Origin of the sequence: Staphylococcus sp. HMSC62A08, assembly GCF_001839105.1 — a bacterium.
Taxonomy (GTDB): domain Bacteria; phylum Bacillota; class Bacilli; order Staphylococcales; family Staphylococcaceae; genus Staphylococcus; species Staphylococcus caprae.
In genome coordinates this window covers 82,860-104,274 of the sequence record NZ_KV840031.1, presented here as the reverse complement: position 1 = coordinate 104,274, position 21,415 = coordinate 82,860, and the positions used below count along the sequence as shown (strand labels likewise).

Annotated in this window: 22 protein-coding genes and 2 other annotated features; of the genes, 2 read left to right on the top strand and 20 right to left on the bottom strand. The window is 33.7% G+C overall.

The features are described 5' to 3' along the window. Positions 1–9 precede the first annotated feature (9 nt). The 16 genes from recJ to HMPREF3264_RS04160 all read right to left on the bottom strand — a co-directional run bounded on the left by recJ (position 10) and on the right by HMPREF3264_RS04160 (position 14,357). Complete coding sequence (gene recJ / locus HMPREF3264_RS04230) at positions 10–2,283, bottom strand: single-stranded-DNA-specific exonuclease RecJ (protein ID WP_070872027.1); 2,274 nt, start codon at positions 2,281–2,283, stop codon at positions 10–12. A gap of 136 nt (positions 2,284–2,419) precedes the next feature. Next, positions 2,420–4,711 (bottom strand): protein translocase subunit SecDF, encoded by a 2,292-nt coding sequence (secDF, locus tag HMPREF3264_RS04225; RefSeq protein WP_070872026.1) that lies wholly within the window; start codon positions 4,709–4,711, stop codon positions 2,420–2,422. Positions 4,712–4,940: 229 nt separating this feature from the next. After that, positions 4,941–5,204 carry a preprotein translocase subunit YajC gene (gene yajC, locus HMPREF3264_RS04220; RefSeq protein ID WP_002443260.1) on the bottom strand — a complete coding sequence of 88 codons (264 nt, stop codon included), beginning with the start codon at positions 5,202–5,204 and terminating at the stop codon, positions 4,941–4,943. A 15-nt stretch (positions 5,205–5,219) separates the two neighbouring features. Next, entirely contained in the window at positions 5,220–6,359 is a 1,140-nt protein-coding gene (gene tgt / locus HMPREF3264_RS04215) for a tRNA guanosine(34) transglycosylase Tgt (protein WP_070872025.1), read from the bottom strand. 20 nt (positions 6,360–6,379) lie between these two features. After that, entirely contained in the window at positions 6,380–7,405 is a 1,026-nt protein-coding gene (gene queA, locus HMPREF3264_RS04210) for a tRNA preQ1(34) S-adenosylmethionine ribosyltransferase-isomerase QueA (RefSeq protein WP_070872024.1), read from the bottom strand. 1 nt (position 7,406) lies between these two features. Beyond that, a complete protein-coding gene (ruvB, locus tag HMPREF3264_RS04205) occupies positions 7,407–8,411 on the bottom strand; it encodes a Holliday junction branch migration DNA helicase RuvB (RefSeq protein WP_037541493.1) in 1,005 nt (334 codons plus the stop codon). 34 nt (positions 8,412–8,445) lie between these two features. After that, positions 8,446–9,048: a Holliday junction branch migration protein RuvA gene (ruvA, locus tag HMPREF3264_RS04200; protein WP_070872023.1), complete on the bottom strand. Its 603-nt coding sequence runs from the start codon at positions 9,046–9,048 to the stop codon at positions 8,446–8,448. Positions 9,049–9,059: 11 nt separating this feature from the next. Continuing rightward, entirely contained in the window at positions 9,060–9,515 is a 456-nt protein-coding gene (locus tag HMPREF3264_RS04195; protein ID WP_002443266.1) for an ACT domain-containing protein, read from the bottom strand. Between the two features lie 11 nt (positions 9,516–9,526). Beyond that, on the bottom strand, positions 9,527–10,819 hold the full coding sequence (gene obgE, locus HMPREF3264_RS04190; protein WP_070872022.1) for a GTPase ObgE: 1,293 nt from the start codon (positions 10,817–10,819) through the stop codon (positions 9,527–9,529). Between the two features lie 146 nt (positions 10,820–10,965). Then, positions 10,966–11,250 carry a 50S ribosomal protein L27 gene (gene rpmA / locus HMPREF3264_RS04185; RefSeq protein ID WP_001830822.1) on the bottom strand — a complete coding sequence of 95 codons (285 nt, stop codon included), beginning with the start codon at positions 11,248–11,250 and terminating at the stop codon, positions 10,966–10,968. 11 nt (positions 11,251–11,261) lie between these two features. After that, positions 11,262–11,582 carry a ribosomal-processing cysteine protease Prp gene (locus HMPREF3264_RS04180; protein ID WP_002443268.1) on the bottom strand — a complete coding sequence of 107 codons (321 nt, stop codon included), beginning with the start codon at positions 11,580–11,582 and terminating at the stop codon, positions 11,262–11,264. Positions 11,583–11,586: 4 nt separating this feature from the next. After that, the gene (gene rplU / locus HMPREF3264_RS04175) at positions 11,587–11,895 is read right to left on the bottom strand and encodes a 50S ribosomal protein L21 (protein ID WP_002443269.1); all 309 of its coding nucleotides are present in this window, start codon (positions 11,893–11,895) and stop codon (positions 11,587–11,589) included. Between the two features lie 12 nt (positions 11,896–11,907). Then, positions 11,908–12,011: a sequence feature (ribosomal protein L21 leader region), on the bottom strand. A 23-nt stretch (positions 12,012–12,034) separates the two neighbouring features. Beyond that, positions 12,035–12,565 carry a rod shape-determining protein MreD gene (mreD, locus tag HMPREF3264_RS04170; RefSeq protein WP_070872021.1) on the bottom strand — a complete coding sequence of 177 codons (531 nt, stop codon included), beginning with the start codon at positions 12,563–12,565 and terminating at the stop codon, positions 12,035–12,037. After that, entirely contained in the window at positions 12,565–13,407 is an 843-nt protein-coding gene (gene mreC / locus HMPREF3264_RS04165; protein ID WP_070830964.1) for a rod shape-determining protein MreC, read from the bottom strand. Before mreC ends, mreD begins: the two co-directional genes overlap by 1 nt. 232 nt (positions 13,408–13,639) lie before the next feature. Further along, complete coding sequence (locus HMPREF3264_RS12745; protein ID WP_002443277.1) at positions 13,640–13,783, bottom strand: hypothetical protein; 144 nt, start codon at positions 13,781–13,783, stop codon at positions 13,640–13,642. A gap of 88 nt (positions 13,784–13,871) precedes the next feature. Further along, on the bottom strand, positions 13,872–14,357 hold the full coding sequence (locus HMPREF3264_RS04160; RefSeq protein ID WP_037541496.1) for a DUF4930 family protein: 486 nt from the start codon (positions 14,355–14,357) through the stop codon (positions 13,872–13,874). Between the two features lie 163 nt (positions 14,358–14,520). Between HMPREF3264_RS04160 and HMPREF3264_RS04155 the strand changes: the two genes are divergently transcribed. Continuing rightward, positions 14,521–14,700: a hypothetical protein gene (locus HMPREF3264_RS04155; protein WP_037541562.1), complete on the top strand. Its 180-nt coding sequence runs from the start codon at positions 14,521–14,523 to the stop codon at positions 14,698–14,700. A gap of 116 nt (positions 14,701–14,816) precedes the next feature. Here HMPREF3264_RS04155 and radC read toward each other — a convergent pair whose 3' ends face one another. The 4 genes from radC to HMPREF3264_RS04135 form a co-directional block, all read right to left on the bottom strand. Further along, the gene (gene radC / locus HMPREF3264_RS04150; protein ID WP_070872020.1) at positions 14,817–15,506 is read right to left on the bottom strand and encodes a RadC family protein; all 690 of its coding nucleotides are present in this window, start codon (positions 15,504–15,506) and stop codon (positions 14,817–14,819) included. Further along, complete coding sequence (locus HMPREF3264_RS04145; protein WP_070872019.1) at positions 15,503–16,213, bottom strand: prepilin peptidase; 711 nt, start codon at positions 16,211–16,213, stop codon at positions 15,503–15,505. Before HMPREF3264_RS04145 ends, radC begins: the two co-directional genes overlap by 4 nt. A 184-nt stretch (positions 16,214–16,397) precedes the next feature. Beyond that, positions 16,398–17,663 (bottom strand): bifunctional folylpolyglutamate synthase/dihydrofolate synthase, encoded by a 1,266-nt coding sequence (locus tag HMPREF3264_RS04140; RefSeq protein ID WP_070872018.1) that lies wholly within the window; start codon positions 17,661–17,663, stop codon positions 16,398–16,400. 10 nt (positions 17,664–17,673) lie between these two features. Further along, positions 17,674–20,304, bottom strand: a complete 2,631-nt coding sequence (locus HMPREF3264_RS04135) for a valine--tRNA ligase (RefSeq protein ID WP_070872017.1) — start codon at positions 20,302–20,304, stop codon at positions 17,674–17,676. 40 nt (positions 20,305–20,344) lie between these two features. Beyond that, positions 20,345–20,590: a binding site (T-box leader), on the bottom strand. Positions 20,591–20,648: 58 nt separating this feature from the next. Here HMPREF3264_RS04135 and HMPREF3264_RS04130 point away from each other — a divergent pair. Continuing rightward, a complete protein-coding gene (locus tag HMPREF3264_RS04130; protein WP_070872016.1) occupies positions 20,649–21,209 on the top strand; it encodes a DNA-3-methyladenine glycosylase I in 561 nt (186 codons plus the stop codon). Positions 21,210–21,415: the final 206 nt, after the last annotated feature.

The following is a 21,415-nucleotide window of genomic DNA, read 5'->3' as shown; positions in this document are numbered from 1 at the left end:
TCCTATAAATTAACTTAACTGAGATTTTATCCATTCTTTAATATTTGAAAAGTCATCATACAATAATCGTTTTTCAACTTCCATTCGTGACTGTCTCAATTGATAAATATGACTTGATTCTATAGCTTGCTTACTTGGCTGGCTATTAATTTTAATAATTCCTTGATCATCATAAATAAATTCTAAATCTTTGAATACTTTAAGCATAAATTTAAGTAATTCAGGCTTAACTTTTAAATATTCACATAACATCATACCCTCTTCAACGAGGTTTGTTTCCTTTTTATTAATTAATGCTTTATAACAATTTTTGAAAAGATCTTTGCTTGGCATACCTTCAAAATAGATTGACTGCTCGTGTTGTAAGACAAGATAAAGTTGAGATAATTGTAATTGATTTAATGTTTGCTTAATTTCATCCATCGTATTTGGCAAATCTCTAAATACGACTTTATCATAATTTGTCGAAATATCCTCACCATAATGATAATGATGATTTGTTGTTTTTTCTTTTCTAGGATGAATGACATAGGCAGTATTCACATCATCTTCTGAAAATTGATAATGCTTACGTTTACTACGATAGTCTAAAATCTGTAGTGTTTCCATAGCTATATCTTGAATAATAAGCTGTGGCGATTGATTGCCATTCCATTCATTGATTTGTAATTGTCCTATTAAGTTAACAGGTTGCCCTATTTCTAATTCATTTGCAAGGTGTCCATTACTCCAATAGAGTGCTGCGATTTGATTTTCACCGAGTGATAATTTCAAATGTTTCCCATCTTGGCCTATCGCTTTGATAGACTGTACATTTAAATCTTTGAGTTCAAATGTTGGGCTATTAAAATCTGTACCAAATGGACGTAGTCTTTGAATGTCTCGAATATTTTTAACAGAAATTTCTCTTTCATCAAGTAAAACATCAACATGCTTTCTTGGTTCTAATGATGTCGTTTCAGCAAGTTGACGCATCCAGTCATTTAATCCTTTGCGCAGTTCATCGATATTCTCAATATCCATAGTCATTCCAGCAGCCATATGATGACCACCAAATTTTGAAATTAAATCTTGGTGTGCATTTAAAATCTCGAACATAGATACTTGATCTATCGAACGCGCAGACCCTTTGGCATGATTTTGTTCTAAATCAATGTTTAGTATCAGCGTGGGTAAAGCGTATGTTTCGACAACTTTAGAAGCCACAATACCTAATACACCCTCATGCCAATTCTCTTTCGCTAATAATAAGAATAAATGTCCTTGTTGAACTTGTTCTTCAGCTAATGCTAATGCTTCTTCAGTAATCTCAGAAACGATGTCTTTTCTTTCTTGATTAAAATGTTCGACTTGTTCAGCTAAAAATTCTGCTTCTTCTATCTCTTCTGACATTAATAATTCAGCAGCAAGCGACGCATCTTCTAAACGTCCTACAGCATTTAATCTCGGTCCGATGATAAAACCAATCGTTTCTTCGTTGATATTATCGTTATATCCAGCCTGCTTTAATATGGCTTGAATAGACACAGGTGCATTGTTATTAAGTATATTTAGACCTTGTTTAACGATAGAACGATTCTCATCAGTGAGGGATACTAAGTCTGCAATAGTCCCTATAGCTGCTAGCGCTAGAAATTGTTGAGGTGGATGACTTATTAAAGCTTGTGCAAGTTTGTACACCACTCCAGCACCACATAAATATTGAAAAGGATAACTAAACTCAGGATGCATGGGATGTACAATCGCATAAGCTTCAGGTAAAGTGCGACCTATTTCGTGATGGTCGGTCACAATCACATCTACCCCTAAGTCTTGCACCATTTTTATCTCTTCGTGCCCTTGGATACCATTATCAACAGTGATGATAAGTGACGTGCCCTCTTCATATGCATTTTGAAAAGCAAGTGCGTTTGGACCATATCCTTCACTAAAGCGGTTAGGAATATACCATCCTACTTGCGCGCCTAATTGACTCAGCGTATTAACAAGTATAGTGGTTGAAGTCACACCATCAGCATCATAATCACCATATACTAAAATACGCTCACTTTTATCAATAGCTAAATTAATACGATCTACTGCTTTTTGCATATCACTGAGCGCCCAAGGATCATGATTAATGATTTTATCTTGTAGTACATCTTGAATCATTTCTTCTTGTACTAAATTTTTACTCTCTAAAACCTTTTTGACTATCGGAGAAAGTTTGAGTTCCTTTGCAAGTTCTTCTGTTATGTATTCAGTTGGTTCAGCTAAATCCCAATTATATTTAGGTTTAATCATAACAATCGTCCTCATTTCCAAAAGTCATTATACCGAAATTTAAATAAAATAAAAAGTACAACCCGTTGTGGTTTGAAAATTTACATAAAAAAACTGCCAATAAAGCGATGTGCTCTATTGGCAGATAAATTGGGAATTATACTAATATTTTTTCGTCGTTAGATTTCTTCTCTTTGTATACTTTTAGCTTATGATTTGGAGATTTTTTCAATTGACGTTTTTTCATGATGCCCCATAAAGGCACAGCTATGAATACAGATGAGAATACACCTGAGATTAAACCAATTAATAATGCTAATGAGAAGTTAAAGATTGTTGGCGCACCAAAAATGAGGATTGCCACAACTACAACAACTACAGTTAACACTGTATTAATTGATCTTGTCATTGTTTGTCTAATTGAGCGATTGACCATATCGTCAATTTGTTCAGGACTTGTAATGACTTTAAGTTTGTGTAAGTTCTCCCTTACTCGGTCAAATGTAACAATCGTATCATTGATTGAATAACCTACAATCGTTAAGACAGCAGCGATAAATGTAAGGTCGACTTCAATTCTGAATAAGCTAAATACCGCAACGATAATAAAAACATCATGTAATAAGGCAAGTACAGCAGATAAGCCCATTCGCCATTCGAAGCGTAATGATACATAAATAATGATACCTAATGACGCTAATATAAGTGCAGTAATTGCGTTTTTGGCTAATTCCTGACCAATTAATGGAGATACGGTATTGATTTGAGGTGTATCGCCAAATTCAGATTTGATTTTATCACTCAATTTATTATCTTCAGCACGTGATAAATCTTTTTTGAATTGTACTGTAGCTCCTTTATTGCTGCTACCATTAATTTGAATTTGATCTGGTTCTAAACCTACATCTTTAACAGCTTTTTCAACTTTAGTTTGTGTTAAAGGTTGTTTCGCATTAATATCAGCTCTTGTACCAGATGAGAAATCGATACCTAAGTTAAGTTTAAAGACTGCTAAAATAACTAAACCAACTACGACGATTAATATACTTAATGCGATAAGCGGTTTCGCTAACTTAACAAAGTTCCATTTTTCAAATGAGGTCTTAAGATCATGAACATCTTTACCATCGTTCATATCATGACGGTCTTTCTTCTTAACACCGAATAACCAGTATTGTTTCTTGAAGAAATTAGATGATACTAATAAATTTAAAAGACCACGAGATAAGAAGACGGCAGTGACAAATATCATCAAGATACCTAGTAAGAGCATTGTTGCGAAACCTTTAACTGAGCTTTCACCGAAGAAGAATAATACTGCTGCGGCGATAACTGTTGTAAGGTTGGAGTCAAAGATAGTTAAGAATGAACTCTTATTAGCTTTAGAATAAGCTTGTTTAAGCGTTCGTCCTATTCTAAGTTCGTCTTTTATCCGTTCGTACATAATAATATTAGCATCTACAGCCATACCTACACCTAGAACTAACGCAGCGAGTCCTGGCAACGTAAGTACACCTGAAATAAAGTTAAACGCTACTAATGTTAAGTAGATATATGTAGTTAGAGCGATAATCGCTACTAAACCAGGTAATCTATAGAATCCTAACATGAATAAATAAATAATTGCGACACCAATAAATGACGCGAATATTGTTTTATTGAGTGCATCTTGACCGAACTGTGCACCTACAGAATTTGAATAAATTTCTTTAAGATCTACAGGTAATGAACCAGCATTCAATAGCTCAGAAATTTGCTTAGCTTCTTTTACACCTTTTTTACCATTGAATCCACCAGAAATTTCAACACTGTCTGAATTAATAGGTTGATCTACATTTGCTGCTGAGACATATTTAGGTTCTTTACCTTCTTGCTGTTTTTTAGCCTCTTTTTTGTAGCTATCACCTTTTTTGAAATCCATCCAAACGACCATTACATTGTCACGTTTTTTTGAAATCTTTTCAGTGACTTTTTTAAATTTATCTTTACTTTTAACTTTAAATGTAACAGTTGGTTGATTTGTTTCTTGTTTAAATTCTTGTTTTGCTGAACCTTGTTTAATATCTGAACCAGACATAAGAACATGGTCTTCTGCATCCCTAATTGTTAAATTGGCTTGCGTTGATAACATTTTTCGTGCTTGTGCTTGGTCTTTAATACCCGCTAATTGAACACGAATACGATTAGGGTCTTCAATTTGAATTTTAGGCTCTGAAACACCTAAGACGTTAACACGACTTTCAAGTGTTTGAGATGTAGCTTGAAGTGCTTTCTTATCTATCTTCTCACCTTTATGTAAAGGATCAACTTGGAAAAGTACTTCGAAACCACCTTGCAAATCAAGTCCTAAATTAACATTTTTAACTACATTCTTATACGTTAGTCCCATTCCAGCAAACAATAGAACTACGAGGAGTATGAATGCAACTAATCTACTACTTTTCTTCACATGAACACCTCATTATTTACTTATGTATTTAGAATACTCGATGAATAAATTATCATGCAAGTTAAAATGATATTACGTTCACTTTAACGACCTATCTATATTAACATACTACACTTAATAGTGAAATTGTTGGCTAAAAGAATGGAGTTTTGTCATTAAAACATCATAATTAAATGAAAAAAAGGAACTCAATAACTTGAGTTCCAACTTTGTCAAAATGACTTATGTTTTATGAAGGATCTACTTGTTTAATGGCTGGTTTCTCGAAAGTCATTTCCGTACCATGACCATTTACTGTGATCACAACTGTAGTTTCATCTACAGATTTAACAGTTCCTTTAATACCACCGATTGTAGTAACCTTTTGACCTGATTCTACACGGCTAATCATTTCACGATGTGCTTTAGCACGCTTTTGTTGTGGTCTAATTAAAAAGAACCACATAACTGCCAATAATAGAATCGGCAAAATTAATGATGCAAATTGGCCCATTGTTAATTCTCCTCTTTAAAAGTTTTTAGGGTTTTCTACATTTAATCCATACTGTTCAAAGAACTCGTCTTTGAAATCTAAAAGACGGTCTTCTCGAATGGCTTGTCTTATATCTTCCATTAATTTTAGCAGAAAATGTAAATTATGAATAGTAGTAAGACGGATACCAAAAGTCTCTTCCGCTTTGATTAAATGTCTGATATAGGCTCTTGAATAATTGCGACATGTATAACAATCACAATGTTCATCTAAAGGTCCTAAATCATCAGCATATTTCGCATTTTTGATCACTACACGTCCATTAGACGTCATACATGTACCGTTTCTAGCGATTCTAGTAGGCAAAACGCAATCAAACATATCCATACCTCTGATACTACATTCTATAAGTGCATCAGGTGAACCAACGCCCATAAGGTATCTTGGTTTGTCTTTAGGCATAAATTGCTCTGTATGTTCAACCATTTCATACATAACTGGTTTAGGCTCCCCTACAGATAAACCACCAATGGCATATCCAGGAAAGTCAAGATCAACAAGTTCTCTCGCACTTTGTTCACGTAAATCTTTATATTCTCCGCCTTGAATAATACCAAATAAAGCTTGGTCTTCAGGACGTTGATGTGCCTTTAAACATCTTTCAGCCCATCGTGTTGTTCTTTCAATTGAATTTTTCACATAATCGTATTCAGAAGGCATTGGCGGGCATTCATCAAATGCCATCATGATATCTGAACCTAGATCATTTTGAATTTGCATTGATTTCTCAGGACTAAGAAATAGTTTTGACCCATTCGTATGGTGTCTAAATTCTACACCTTCTTCAGATATTTTACGTAAATTGCTTAAACTGAAAACTTGAAATCCACCAGAATCAGTTAGTATCGGACCGTCCCAATTCATGAATTGATGCAGTCCCCCAGCACGCTTGATGATATCATTTCCAGGTTGCAACCACAAATGATATGTGTTTCCTAAAATAATTTTTGCTTCAATCTCTCTTAATTCCTCAGGACTCATTGTTTTAACAGTAGCTTTCGTACCAACAGGCATAAACATTGGTGTTTCAAAAGAACCATGTGGTGTATGTACGATACCTAATCTTGCTCCTGATTGTTTACATGTTTTTATATGCTCATAAGTTACTGCAGGCATATGTTAAACCTCACATTCTATTAAATAATTAACATTGCATCTCCAAAACTAAAGAATCTATATTTCATTTCAACTGCTGTTTGATATGCGTTTAAAATATTATCTCTCGTACTGAAAGCAGAGACTAACATGACTAATGTAGATTTCGGTAAATGGAAATTAGTAATTAAACCGTCAATTGCTTTATATTCAAATCCCGGGTAAATAAAGATATCAGTCCATCCACTTTTCTCAACAAATTGCTCATGGTCACGTCGTATTGTTTCTAAAGTACGAGTAGAAGTAGTTCCTACAGAAATGATTCTCTTTCCATTCGCTCTTGTCTGATTCAATAATTCTGCAGTTTCACTCGTCATTTGATAATATTCACTATGCATTTCATGATCGTCAATATTATCTACACTAACTGGACGGAAAGTGCCTAAACCTACATGCAAGGTAATAAATGTTATATTTACCCCTTTAGCTTTAATTTGATCAAGTAACGCTTCCGTGAAATGAAGTCCTGCAGTCGGAGCAGCAGCTGATCCACTCTCTTTAGCATAAACTGTTTGATAACGGTCTGGATCATCTAAACGCTCTTTGATATATGGTGGAAGTGGCATTTCACCTAGCTCATCTAAACGTTCCTGTAATATACCCTCATAATGTAAACGCATAATACGTCCACCCTGCTCTAATTCTTTAACGCATTCAGCAACAATCTTACCATCACCAAAACTTAAACGATTCCCAACTTTAATTCTTTTAGCTGGTTTTAGCAAAACTTCCCAATCGTTACCTTCGATTTGAGTGAGCATTAGCATTTCAACTTTGGCGCCGGTCTCTTCTTTTAAACCGAAGAGACGTGCCGGCATCACACGTGTATCGTTTAGAACTAACGTATCACCAGGATTCAAATAATCTATAACATCCTTAAAATGAAGGTGAGCCATTTCACCAGTTTCTCTTTGAAGCACAAGCAAACGACTCTGGTCTCTATTTTTTAAGGGTGTTTGAGCAATTAAAGATTCTGGCAAATGATAGTCAAATTCTTCAATATTCAACTTATTTCCTCTTTTCATCTATGTTTTTAAAATGCTCGTAAGCGAATGCCGTAGCTTTTCTACCACGTGGCGTTCTCTCTAAAAAGCCTTTTTGAATTAAAAACGGTTCATAAACGTCTTCAATTGTAATACGTTCTTCACCTATAGATACAGCAATCGTATCCAAGCCTACAGGGCCACCATTATATTGGTTGATAATACAATTCATCATTTTGTGGTCTATGTAATCCAAACCTTCTTGATCAACTTGTAATAATTGTAATGCCCTTTTGGTTGTTTCAATATAGATTTGATCATCTTCATTCACTTGTTGGAAATCTCTCACACGTTTTAATAATCTATTTGCAACCCTCGGTGTACCTCGTGAACGACGTGCTAATTCTAGGGCACTTTCTTCATCAATTCCTGTATCAAGTACTTCAGCAGTACGTGTGATAATTTCTTTTAGTTCATTTTCATTATAATATTCAAGTCTTAAATGAACACCAAATCTATCTCTAAGCGGACCAGTTAAACTACCAGCTCTCGTCGTCGCTCCAACAAGAGTAAATGGTGGTAAATCAATTCTGATACTTCTTGCTTCATCACCTTTACCTATGATGATATCTAGGAAAAAGTCTTCCATCGCAGGATAGAGTACTTCTTCTACAACACTACTAAGACGATGGATCTCATCAATAAATAATACATCGCCTGGTTGTAATCCAGATAAAATAGCTGCTAAATCGCCTGGTCTCTCTAAAGATGGACCAGAAATCGTTCTTATATTCACTTCCATCTCATTAGCAATAATATTGGAAAGTGTCGTTTTACCTAGTCCAGGAGGACCAAATAATAGAACGTGATCGAGTGGTTCTTCTCTTAATTTAGCAGCTTTTATAAATACTTCTAGATTACTTTTAATAGAGGATTGACCGATATATTGTTTAAGTTTTGTAGGCCTTAATGACAATTCAAAAGCCGAGTCTTCATCATGAAATTCTTGATCGACCATTCTTTTATCCATATACGTTTCCCCCATTAAATCATTATTATTTATATTAAGATATTAAGGTTTGTAAACCAAGTTTGACTGCTTCATCCACTGAAGTAATACTTTGCTTGTTTAGCACCTTTTCCACTTTAGAAAGTTCGCGTTTAGAATAACCCAGTGCTTCTAATGCAAGCATTGCTTCTTTAACGATTTGACTTTGTTCAGTTGAATTTAAATCAACTTGAAGTAGTGTGTCACTGTTTTCTTCATTAATCGTTACCTTACCTTTTAAATCTAACACAATTTGTCTGGCGGTTTTCTTACCAATTCCTGGGAATTGTGTGAGATATGCATCATTTTCATTCTCTATTGCTTGTTTAACTTCATTTGGAGTACTAGCAGCTAAGATTGCTAAGGCTGATTTAGGCCCTATACCTGTTACCTTAATTAAACTAAGAAACATGTCTTTTTCTTCTTCGCTAATAAAGCCATAAAGCAATTGTGCATCTTCTCTAACTATCAGTGATGTATATATTTGTACTTCTTTATCTAAATATTTTTGAAAACGATAAGAATTCGGTGTCTGTATTTCATAACCTATTCCAGCTGTTTCTACAACAACGTGGGTTGGAAATAGCTGAGATAAGGTCCCTTTTACATATGCATACATGTTAGCACTCCTTACATACTCATACTTATTAATTCTACTTTTGAAACATGTTCTATCTTTCTCAGTGCATTAACCACATCATCAACTGATAAATGAGAAGATTGCGCATTCAGTGATAACGTAATCGTTGCTTTATCTTCCATTGGAACACTTTGATGTATTGTTAGAACAGATAATTGTAATTGAGAGATTGTGTTCAACACTTGTGCTAACATTCCAACGATATCATTCACATACAATATTAATGTAAACTCTCTATGGTCGAGCATCTTTTCATCAACTGGAAAGATTGTCTCTCTATATTTATAAAAGGCACTACGTGACAAATCGTATTGTTTTACAGCGTCATAAATGGACAACTTAGGATCGTTTTTCAAAGCATCTTTTACTTTTAAAGTTTTAACCACAGATTCAGGTAATACATCTTCTCTAATTAAATAAAACTTTTTATAATCTTTATTGTCCAAAGTTTACACTCCTATTCGACGAATTCAAACTCTCCACCTAGAATTCTTACGATATCACCGTTGCTACATCCTCTTTCTCTAAGTGCATCGTCAATTCCCATAGAACGCATTTGTCTGGCAAATCGACGAACAGCAGGGTCGCTATTAAAGTCTGTCATCTTGAACATTCTTTCTATAGCATTTCCGCTTACAACATATGCACCATCGTCATCTCTAGTAATCGTAAATGCATCTTGAGAAGGTGTATGTTTGTATAGTACACGATTGACACCTACATTTTCATCTTCTTCAACTGAGAAGTCAATATCTTTAACTTCCTCTAGTTTATCTGCAATGAGATATAATAATTGGTCTATGTTATCACGCGTAACCGTTGATACTGGAATGATAGTCACGTCATCTTCTATTTCTTCTTTGAAAAGTTCTAAGTTTTCTTCAGCTTCAGGTATATCCATTTTATTCGCGACAACAATTTGCGGACGGTCTTCGAGACGTTGTTTATAATTCACTAATTCTTGATTAATTACTTTATAGTCTTCGATAGGATCTCTACCTTCAGAACCGCTCATATCAATCATGTGAACAATCACTTTCGTACGTTCCACGTGTCTTAAGAATTGATGTCCTAAACCTACACCCTCTGAAGCGCCTTCGATAAGACCTGGTAAATCGGCCATAACAAAACTTCTTTGATCTGGTGTGGAAACAACACCTAAATTAGGTTTAATAGTAGTAAAGTGGTAAGCACCAATCTTAGGCTTCGCTTTAGAAACGATAGATAATAACGTTGATTTACCTACACTTGGGAAACCAACTAGGCCTACATCTGCAAGTAATTTAAGCTCTAAGGTAACATCTAGCTCTTCGCCCGGTTCACCATTTTCACTAAAGTCTGGGGCAGGATTTCTTGGAGTTGCAAATCTTGAATTCCCACGTCCGCCTCGTCCTCCGCGAGCTACAACTGCTCTTTGACCATCTTCAACTAAATCGGCTAATACTTCTTCAGTATCTACACTTTTAATGATTGTGCCAGGAGGTACTTTTAGCACTAAATCTTCGGCATTTTTACCATGCATGTTACTGCTTTGTCCATTTTCACCTTTTTTAGCTTTGAAATGACGTTGATATCTAAAGGCTAAGAGAGTTCTTAGACCTTCATCCACTTCAAATACGACAGAGGCACCTTTACCACCATCGCCACCTGCAGGTCCACCAAAAGGGACGTATTTTTCTCTTCTATAAGCTGTGATTCCGTTTCCTCCGTCACCAGCTTTAAGAGATATTTTAACTTGATCGACGAACATATATCTCACCTCTTTTGCTCTGCAATTTTCATCTTTATAATTATATCATTATCACTATTTTTAGAAAAATCATATTTAAATATGATGTCGTTTTAAACAAAAATAAAACACCAGAAGCATTCACTTCTGGTGTTAACTAGACAAAATTATTCAGCTACTGCGTATACAGAAACTTGTTTTTTGTCGCGACCTTTGCGTTCAAATTTAACAACGCCGTCGATTTTAGCGAATAATGTATCATCGCCACCACGACCTACATTTTCACCAGGGTAGATTTTAGTACCACGTTGGCGATAAAGAATTGAACCACCTGATACGTATTGACCGTCAGCACGTTTAGCACCTAAACGTTTAGATTCAGAGTCACGTCCGTTTTTTGTAGAACTTACCCCTTTTTTAGATGCGAAGAACTGTAAGTTTAATTTTAACATCGGGATACACCTCACTTATAATTTAATCTGATATTCTCATTATATTCTTCTTCAATCGTTTGTAAAGAAACTAACATCGCTTGAAGAATTAATTGCGCTTCTTTGTTATTAGTATCAACACTTCTTATATGAAAATGACCACCATCATCGTCGTAATCGATATCAGGCTTTTCAGATGTCAATCCCATAATTGCGTTTACACTACCAAATAAAACAGCTGAGGCTCCAGCACAGACAATGTCATGACCATATTCACCATGATCAGCATGGCCATCCATGATCACATCTGTCACTTTGCCTTCATCATCAATTGTAATATCAACAGTAATCATAAAATTATGCGTTAATTTTATCGATTGTTAATTTAGTATATGGTTGACGATGGCCTTTTTTACGTTTAGAGTCTTTACGACGTTTGTAAGTGAAGACAGTGATTTTCTTACCGCGACCTTGTTTATTAACAGTAGCAGTAACAGAAGCACCTTCAACAGTTGGCGCACCAACTTTAACTGAATCGCCACCTACAAATAATACTTTATCAAAAGTGAATGAGTCGCCTTCATTTACGTCTAATTTTTCAACGAAGATTTCTTGACCTTCTTCTACTTTGATTTGTTTTCCACCTGTTTCAATAATAGCAAACATACTTTGCACCTCCTATAATATAAGTCACGCCATATACAGGTGACGTCAGCTCAAGTTAAATATAAACTTTATGCTTCATTGTTCTTAAACCTGTATTTGAGCGGTTGTATGTAGCCTGAAACTACTCAACTATTGAATCTTACCATCGCTTAGCTTTACTGTCAATTGTGTTTTGTACTTTTTTAGTAAATTTAATAATAATTGGAAATAAGATCAATAGTAATATGAAATTAAGTAACAGTGTTGGAACAAGTCTGAATAAAATAAATTCAATAAAGTTAAATTGAATAAATCCAATGACACCGTATATCGCAACAACATATATTTTTTGTATTTTTGTACTTAAGAGTACGATACCAAATAGCATCGAATAGTCTCTATAAAATACTTTAAAGAATTTATCTATAAGTACGACAAGAATGATATAGCCAAACATGTATAAGCCATAAATGCTTCCAAAATATAAGTCAGTAATGATACCAAAGAATATAGCAAGTATAAGTGCTACACCGAATCCTCTGTACACTGTCATAATTAAAATATACATCAGCGTTAGATGAGGCACAAAAATGATATCAATTTTACCAAAATGCAAAGGGATTACTAATCCAATCGCTGTATCAATATAGAATAATAAAATTCCAATAAGAAAATAGTAAAGGGTACGCATTAGTTACCCCCACTTTCATCATCAGGAATCGTGTTCACATCACGTTTTGCTACATATACATGGTTTAAGTCGGCTAAATCTGCGCCAGTTTTAACTCTAACTTCTTTAGCAAGACCATATTGGTCATTCTCTACTTCAGTTACTTCACCTATGTAAAGATCACTTGGTAATTGATCCGCTAAACCACTTGTAACAACCTTATCTCCTTTTTTCACACTATCTTTATTATTGATGTCACTGATGACTAACTCTTCATTTTTAGCATCATAATGATCAATTAAACCAAAAACATTCTTAGAACCATGTTGTACATTCACTGAAAGTTTACCTGCACGTGTGTTAGTAGAAATCAAATCCACTTGCGATGAAAATTGATTTACCTTCGTCACTCTTCCTACTAAACCTTCTGAAGTCATAACAGCCATATTGTTCTTAATGCCTGACTTAGACCCTTTATCTATCACAATAGTATTCATCCATTGATCTGGGTTTCTAGCAATGACCGTTGTAGAAATAGGTTCATACTTTGATAAATCCTTCACATCAAGTTCTTTTTTATATTTTTTATTTTCTGTCTCTAATTTCTGATTCTCCGCTTCAAGTTGTTTGATTTTATTTTTATCTTGTTTCGATCCATCTTTATTAAAGATATTTCCAATAGCTCCAGTTACAAAATGAATCGGATAACTTACAGCTCTTTGCCCCAAAGAAACCGAGTCGCCGACATATTGTTCTGGAGGTGATTGAGTTTGAGAACGAATGGATAAACCTATTAACGCTATAAAAACGATAATCGCACATAAAACAACAACAAGCTTGTTATTTTTAAAAAAGTTAAGCACCCAGAACACCTCTATAATACTAAATTTATTATCCTTTTATATTTTATATTACTCACCTCTTTAAATAAAGCACTAACTCATTATTAAAGATAAATTTTACGAATGATTTAGTTGAGCGTTGTTATTTAGTGAGTTAAACCTGTATATATATAATAAAAAAACTACCAACAGTTACGTTAGTAGTTAGTTAAAATTAATTTTAAATTTTTATCAGAGCCAGACAAGCTTGTAATTATTTACTCTCATCTTCATTAGAATCTTTATTTTCTTTCTTTTCGTCTTCGCTGTACAACGTTTCTTCTTTTCTCCAACGAGCAAAAAGATTTTGCGCTTTTGCTTGTTCGTTTGCTTGTTTTTCTTTTGATTGTTCAGCCATTCGAGATCACACCAACCTTTACTCTATTTATCTATATTCAAAGGTTAACTTATTTAAAATCACATTTCAAATTCATAGTTTATGAGATTTAATTGTATGCATCGGCTGGTTTTAGTTCTATATGTTGCCCTAGTTTATTTAAGTCTTGTTGCATTTCAAATTCAGTTTTGTAAACTCTTATAGAATCAGATCCAAATTTGTAGATAATGAATTCATCGTCTCTTTGCCCTGCAAGATATTTGTCATTATATCCCATTCTACCTATACCGGAAACAGACATAAATTCTCTTTTATCTATCATATTAAAAACATTTTTTATCTGACTTGAAGGTACATTGTTAATAATATCATTTTCTTTTAATGAATAACGCTTACCATTTTGAGGCTCTCCCGAGGATGAACCATTTGGATTTTGTGTGTCATTTAAATTTTGTTGGACATTATTCGAAGTATCACTTAGTGGATTCCATTCTTGATCTCTAAGGAAAGGGGCGTATTTAAGTGCTATATAGATAATGGCTATAATTGCTAGCACTGCAACGATGTTCTTTACTATACTGAAAATAAATCTCATATTTGCCCTCCTTAACATATTAAATTAAGTATAATTTAATTATGGCATTTTAGCATCAGACTAAGGAAGTAGGATTTTTATATCTATGGACTGATGTCATTGCTATTTGTATACATTATAATACATAATATGGAATGTACACATAATAAGGAGGTACAACATGTTGAGCATTTTAACAATCATACTCATCGTATTATTAGTCATACTGCTATTTAGAGTAGGTTTGTCTATTTTACGATTCTTAATATCTGCTGGTATTGTTTTATTATGTATATATTTAGGTTACCAAGGCGTGATTTGGTTACTTGATCATTTTCAAAATTTATCAGGTTTTATTCATTAGTCAATAAGTTAGCTATTCATTTTATGTATGTTTGGGTTGTATACTCAAATTTCATATTTGGTTTAGCTAACTTTTTTATTTTTACATGGATAAAATAAACAATCGAAAGGACGATATTAAATTGAATTATCTTCAAAATAGCCCGCTTCTACTAAACTCGTAAATTTATTATCTCCTATAATAATATGATCTAACAATTCGATACCTAAGATAGCTCCACATTCTTTTAAACGTAATGTTGTAGTTATGTCCTCTCTTGATGGAGTCACATCACCAGATGGATGATTATGTACAACAATCATTGCATTTGAAGATTCTCTTATTGCTATATTAAATACCTCTCTTGGATGGATAATCGAACTATTGAGTGTACCTTTATATATCCACGATTGTTTAATAACAATATTTTTCGAATTAAGTAATAACACTACGAAATGTTCTTGCTCCAAATCTTTCATTTTAGACATCATTAATTCAGCTACATCTCCAGGGCTTGTAATTTTCACTTTATCAATCGTACTCGTTGCATTTAATCTTTCCCCTAACTCAAAAGCAGCTTTCAACGTGATTGCTTTATATAATCCTATACCTTTTATTCTTAACAAATCATTGATTGACAGTTTTTTTAATTCACGAATTGAATGATGGTTCTTAATTAATTCATTCGCTATATCAATACTTAAGAAACCTTTTCTTCCTGTGTTGATAAGAATAGCTAACAATTCAACATTCGAAAGACTTTGAGCACCAAAATTCATCAACCGTTCTCTAGGTTTTTCTGACACTGCCATTTCATTAATTTTCAATAAGAATCGCCTCCTAAAAATTGATTTATTTCTTGATAAAAAAGTGCGTTAGTTACAAAGGAAAGAAATATAAAAGGGATAAGTGGAATATATTTAATATCTTTTTTAATAAACAATTTAAAAAGAATCACGACTAATCCGCCTATTATAAAAGTGAAGATAAACAAATAAAAAGAGAGTTTCAACGGTAAGAACAATGCAAGCATATTAAAGATAATAATATCGCCATATCCAATAAGTTTATACATAAATAGATATAATGTATGGGTTATAGTAAATACAATTAAAAAATTCCAAAAATAAATATGTGAAAACAAACATGTGATAATGATATAGATGCATACGAGTCTTAAATCGACTGTCATTGAATGCATATCGTAGAGAGACATTGTAAGTAAGAATAGAAAAGTGGTTAGAAAAAGTACAAAATGAATATTTGTATTTGTCATCGAATAAAGGAATATCGGAATAACAGACAGAACTTCACCTATAAAGTAGTATATTTGTAATTTTTGTCGACAACAACGTGAACGACCATTTAACGTAATAAAACTGATAATCGGCAATAAATCATAAGGTTTAATTATTTCACCACAGTAATCACATCTAGACCTTGTATAAAAGTATCTCAAACTGAGAAAACCTTTATGACTAAATTGATATAAAAAGCTGAAAATCACACTACATGAATATGCAAGTAGAACCATATATCATCCTCCTTAAATTTATTATAAGTATTTTCAACTCAATGTAAATAACTTGTATTTCTCTAAAATTCCGTTAACAAAATAGAGAAATTTCCTATTTAAAATCATTTAAGTTTTTGCACTTTAAACACAACAAAAGAGCAAAACAAGGAAGTATAACAACCTGTTTTGCTCTTTTAGTTAATTAATTAAATTTTGTTTTAGCTTTTACTTCACTGATAAAGTATAAACTTCCAGTAATGATTAAGCCTTCACCTTGATAATTTTCTATAAATTGAACGTAGTCATCTACAAGTTCTATATTTTCAAAATTAATTTCTTCAGCAATTTCTTCTTTAGTTAACGCTTTTGGAAAGTCAAAGTCGGCAATATAAAATCTTGATGCAATATCACTTAGATTACTCATCATACTATTGATAGGCTTCCCTTTAATTGCAGAAAAAAGTACATCAATTTTATCTCGGCCATAATAATGTTTAATTGTGTCTATTAGCGCTTCTACACTTTCATTATTATGCGCACCATCAATAACCATAAGTGGATGTTCTTTAACTTGTTCAATACGACCTGTCCAATTTACAGATTCAATACCATCAATCATTTTATTAAAGTCAAGATCAATCATATGCGCTTCATTAAGTTCTATAAGTGCTGTAATAGCTAACGAAGCATTCTCTTTTTGATGTTCTCCAAGCATATTTAAAAGAATCGTCTCTAGCTCATAATCCTTATATCGATAAGTAAATTCATCATCTTGTGAAATAATCGTTATTTCTCGATCTAGTTCAATAGGTTTCGCATTTTGCTCTAAAGCATAGTCCCTAACATATTTTAAAGCATCATCATTTTTAACTGCATATATAATCGGTGTATTAGGCTTAATAATAGCTGCTTTATCTTTGGCTATATCTAAATAAGTCGTACCCAGAATATCAGTGTGATCAAGTCCAATGCTAGTTAAAATAGATAAAATAGGTTTAAATACATTCGTGGAATCGTGTTTAATTCCTAACCCTGCTTCAATAATAACGAAATCAACTGGATGAATCTCTCCAAAGTATAAGAACATCATCGTTGTAATAATTTCGAATTCCGTAGCGCCACCTAATTCAGTTTCAGTTTCTAAGGCTTCGCTTACAGGTTTGACGCGTTCAACAAGTTGAACAAGTTCGTCATTTGTAATTGGTGTTCCATTCAAGCTAATGCGCTCATTAAAACTTTCGATAAATGGTGAAGTAAAGGTACCTACTTCATAGCCATTTTCCACTAAAGCAGTTCTCAGATAAGCTACCGTAGACCCCTTACCATTCGTGCCACCAACATGAATACCTCTAATCTTATCTTGAGGATTATTAAATTGTTCTAACATCCATTCCATACGCTTGACACCAGGTTTAATACCAAATTTCGTTCTTTCATGTATCCAATACAAGCTGTCTAGGTAATTCATGATCATACTCCTATGCTTTTAATTGTTCAATTCGTGATTTAACACCATCATATTTTTCTTGATAATGTTGTTGTTTTTCTTTCTCTTCATTTATAACTTTTTCCGGAGCTTTATTTACAAAGTTCTCATTTGAAAGTTTTTTATCTACTCTATCTAATTCACTTTGAAGTTTATCTAGTTCTTTCTCCAAACGTGCGATTTCTTTTTCCATATCAATTAGACCTTCAAGTGGTAGAACGACTTTACCAGCTACGACCACTGAAGTCATTGCCTTTTCAGGAATATCAATTTCTGTATCAATGATTAACTCACTAGGATTACAGAATTTGTGTAAATAACTCGCATTCTCTTTAAGCGTTTGTTTAACATTCTCATCCTTAGTTTGAATTAAAATTGGTATCGATTTAGAAAGTGGCGTATTCACTTCAACTCTTGATTGACGAACTGATTTGATGATTTCAACAAGTTGTTGCATTGTTTGTTTACTTTCGTCAAATATAAATTCTTGCTTAACAGTCGGCCAACTTGCATTGACAATTGTTTCACCTTCGTGAGGTAAACTTTGCCAAATTGTTTCAGTAACAAATGGCATAAATGGATGCAACATTTTCATAATTTTATCGAGTACATAACTTAATACTGAACGTGTTGTTTGTTTTTGAGTTTCATCATCACCATTCATTGGTATCTTACTCATTTCAATATACCAATCGCAGAATTCATCCCAAATAAAGTTATAAAGTGCACGTCCTACTTCGCCAAATTCATATTTGTCACTTAACTCTGTTACTGTTTTAATTGTTTCATTTAATCTTGTTAAAATCCACTTATCCGCTAAAGATAATTCACCTGATAAATCGATATCTTCTACTTTAAAGTCTTCGCCGATATTCATTAAGCTAAAACGCGCTGCATTCCATATTTTATTGATAAAGTTCCAAACAGATTCTACTTTTTCAGTTGAATAACGTAAATCATGACCTGGAGATGAACCTGTAGCTAAGAAATATCTTAAACTATCCGCACCATATTCATCAATTACATCCATAGGATCAACGCCATTCCCTAAAGACTTACTCATTTTACGTCCGTCTTCAGCTCTTACTAATCCATGAAGTAACACATCATTAAATGGTCTTCTATCTGTAAATTCTAATCCTTGGAATATCATTCTAGCTACCCAGAAGAAGATAATGTCATAACCAGTTACTAACGCATTCGTAGGATAATAACGTTTAAAGTCTTCTGAGTCCGTATCAGGCCAACCTAATGTAGAGAATGGCCATAACGCACTTGAAAACCACGTATCCAATACGTCTTCGTCTTGAACCCAATTTTCGATATCTTTTGGTGCTTCTTCACCAACATAAATTTCATTCGTTTCTTTATGATACCATGCTGGAATTTGGTGTCCCCACCATAACTGACGAGAAATCGTCCAGTCTCTGATTTCTTCCATCCAACGTTTGAACGTATTTTCAAAGCGTCCTGGGAAGAAATCGATTCTATCATCAGTTTTTTGATTATCTAGTGCTCTTTGCGCTAATGGTTTCATTTTAACGAACCATTGTGTTGATAAATAAGGCTCTACAATCGCACCTGTTCTCTCTGAATGACCCACAGAATGAGTATGTTCCTCAATTTTAATCACTAAATCTTGTGCTTTCAAATCTTCAACAAGTTGTTTACGGCAATCGAAGCGATCCATACCTTCGTATTTTCCAGCTTTATCGTTCATTTTACCGTATTCATCCATCACGATAATATTTTCCAAATCGTGACGTTGACCAATTTCAAAGTCATTTGGATCATGTGCTGGAGTGACTTTCATTGCACCAGAACCGAATTCGATATCAACATATTCGTCTGCAAGAATAGGCAACTCTCTACCTACTATAGGTAGAATTACCTTTTTGCCAATAACGTCTTTATAACGTTCATCATTAGGATTGACGACAATGGCTGTATCTCCAAGCATTGTTTCCGGACGTGTTGTCGCAATTTCAATATACCCTTCGCCATCTGCAAATGGATATTTAAAATGATAAAATGCACCCTGAACGTCCTCATGGATAACTTCTATATCAGATAACGCTGTTCTTGCTTGAGGATCCCAGTTAATGATTCTTTCACCGCGATAGATAATACCTTTATTATATAAATCGACAAACACTTTTCGAACAGCCTTACTTAATCCTTCATCTAAAGTAAAACGCTCTCTACTATAATCTAAACCTAGACCAAGCTTAGCCCATTGTTGTCTAATAAATGACGCATATTCTTCTTTCCAATCCCATGCTTGTTCTAAGAACTTATCTCGTCCAAGGTCATGTCTAGAAATACCTTGTTCGTTTAGTTTTGCTTCAACTTTAGCTTGTGTTGCAATACCAGCATGATCCATACCAGGAAGATATAAAGTGTCATAACCTTGCATACGTTTCATACGTGTAATAATATCTTGTAACGTTGTATCCCATGCATGTCCTAAATGCAACTTCCCAGTTACATTGGGTGGTGGAATCACAATCGTATATGTATCTTTCGATTTATCTTCTGACGGTTTAAAATAACCATTTTTTACCCATTCTTCATAACGACCCGCTTCAACTTCTCTTGGATCGTATTTCGGTTTCATTTCCATAAAAAATCCTCCTAATAAATTAAAAACACCCACCCTATAAAAATAGGACGGATGTTCCGTGGTACCACCTATATTCAAGAAGAATTACATTCTCAATTTGTTACATGTAATGTCTTCAAGCACTTAAGTATTAGATTAACGCTCAAACACGCTTTCACCTACTATATATATGTTCAGTGAAAGTTATTAACGGGCTACCTTCAATTCAAACCACTTACATATTTCCACCAAATATATGCTCTCTATAAAATGATTAGAATTTACTCTTCCCTAACATTATATTCATTTACTCACTTATAGTATAATGGATATATCAATAAGTCAATGTATTGGAGGTAAAATTTATGAATGAGTGTGCCTTTAGTACAAAGGATGAAACATACTTAGAATATCACGATAAATTTTGGGGGCAACCATTATACGATAGTAAGGAATTGTTTAAACTGATTGCTTTAGAGTCACAACATGCAGGTTTATCATGGCTAACTATTTTAAAGAAAAAAGATGCATACGAAGAAGCTTTTTATAACTTTGATCCTGAAAAGGTTGCTCAAATGACGAGCAAAGATATCGACCGATTAATGGAATTTCCTAACATCGTTCATAACAGAAAGAAGCTAGAAGCAATTGTGAGTCAAGCTCAAGGTTATTTAAAAATCGAACAAGATTATAATAGTTTTAGTGATTTCTTGTGGTCATATGTAAACAATAAGCCTATTGATATGGGATATAAAAAGCCAAGTGATCGAATAACAGTTGATGAACGCGCAACACAACTTTCGAAAGATCTTAAGAAATACGGTTTTAAATTTTTAGGTCCAGTGACTGTCTTTTCTTTTTTAGAGGCTGCTGGCTTATACGATTCACATTTAGAAGGTTGTCCAGTCAAACCTTCACATGCATAAAATTAAAAAGAGGTCGGGACAAAAGCGTTTAGGATTTGAGCAGAACCAAACAATGAGCAAAATTGTTTCTCGAATTTTGTCGAATTGTGAGTTTTACTGCCGAAAATCCTGCTTTTGGGACACCGTTAATCGGTTTCCCAGAGTATAAACGATAAGGTTTCCCGCCTCTTTTACTTTTCATTATATCTTGCTCTGTATTTTAAGAA